Annotated in this window: 1 protein-coding gene and 1 pseudogene; both read left to right on the top strand. The window is 48.7% G+C overall.

Annotation, left to right across the window (positions count from 1 at the left end; all coding sequences use genetic code 11):
• A partial coding sequence (locus tag B3O33_RS04960) for an ATP-grasp domain-containing protein (RefSeq protein ID WP_292363118.1) occupies window positions 1–249 on the top strand: 249 nt, incomplete at its 5' end.
• Window positions 242–544: pseudogene (locus tag B3O33_RS04965) on the top strand (H4MPT-linked C1 transfer pathway protein); the annotation flags it as partial. The gene B3O33_RS04960 and the pseudogene B3O33_RS04965, both read left to right, overlap by 8 nt.

Here is a 544-nt window from a genome sequence, read left to right on the forward strand (position 1 = left end):
GCCACACAAGCATTTTCTGAACAGCAGGCAATGCAGCTTGCCAGCCAGATCGAGCAGGCTATAAGTGGATTGTCAGGCTTTGTGGGCATCGACTTTATTTTAAGCAAGCAAGGTCCGGTCGTGGTAGATATCAATCCACGACTGACAACGGCCTATGTCGGTCTGTCGACGGCCAGCAAATACAATTCCGGACTGCCTTTATGGCAGCATTTACAACGTTTGAATCAACAAGAAGCGCACTATGCATAGACAGGAAAAAGGTTGTTTCAGTGGTTGGGATATTGGTGGGGCACACTTAAAAGTGGTTCGCTGTGACAATGATGGACAGTTGTTACAGGCCATCGAATTACCCTGCCCGCTCTGGCATGGAAAAAATGCTTTGCGTAAAGCCATCCGGCTGGCTCTGGATACACTGAATAATGAACTGGATCAGCAACTGATCACTATGACTGGAGAACTCGCGGATTGTTTTACTGACCGGGCTGCCGGCGTATCGGAAATTCTGGCTTGTATAGCAGAATACTTTCCAGCCGATCGGGTCTCG

The sequence above is a fragment of the Methylophaga sp. UBA1464 genome (assembly GCF_002325665.1).
GTDB lineage: Bacteria > Pseudomonadota > Gammaproteobacteria > Nitrosococcales > Methylophagaceae > Methylophaga.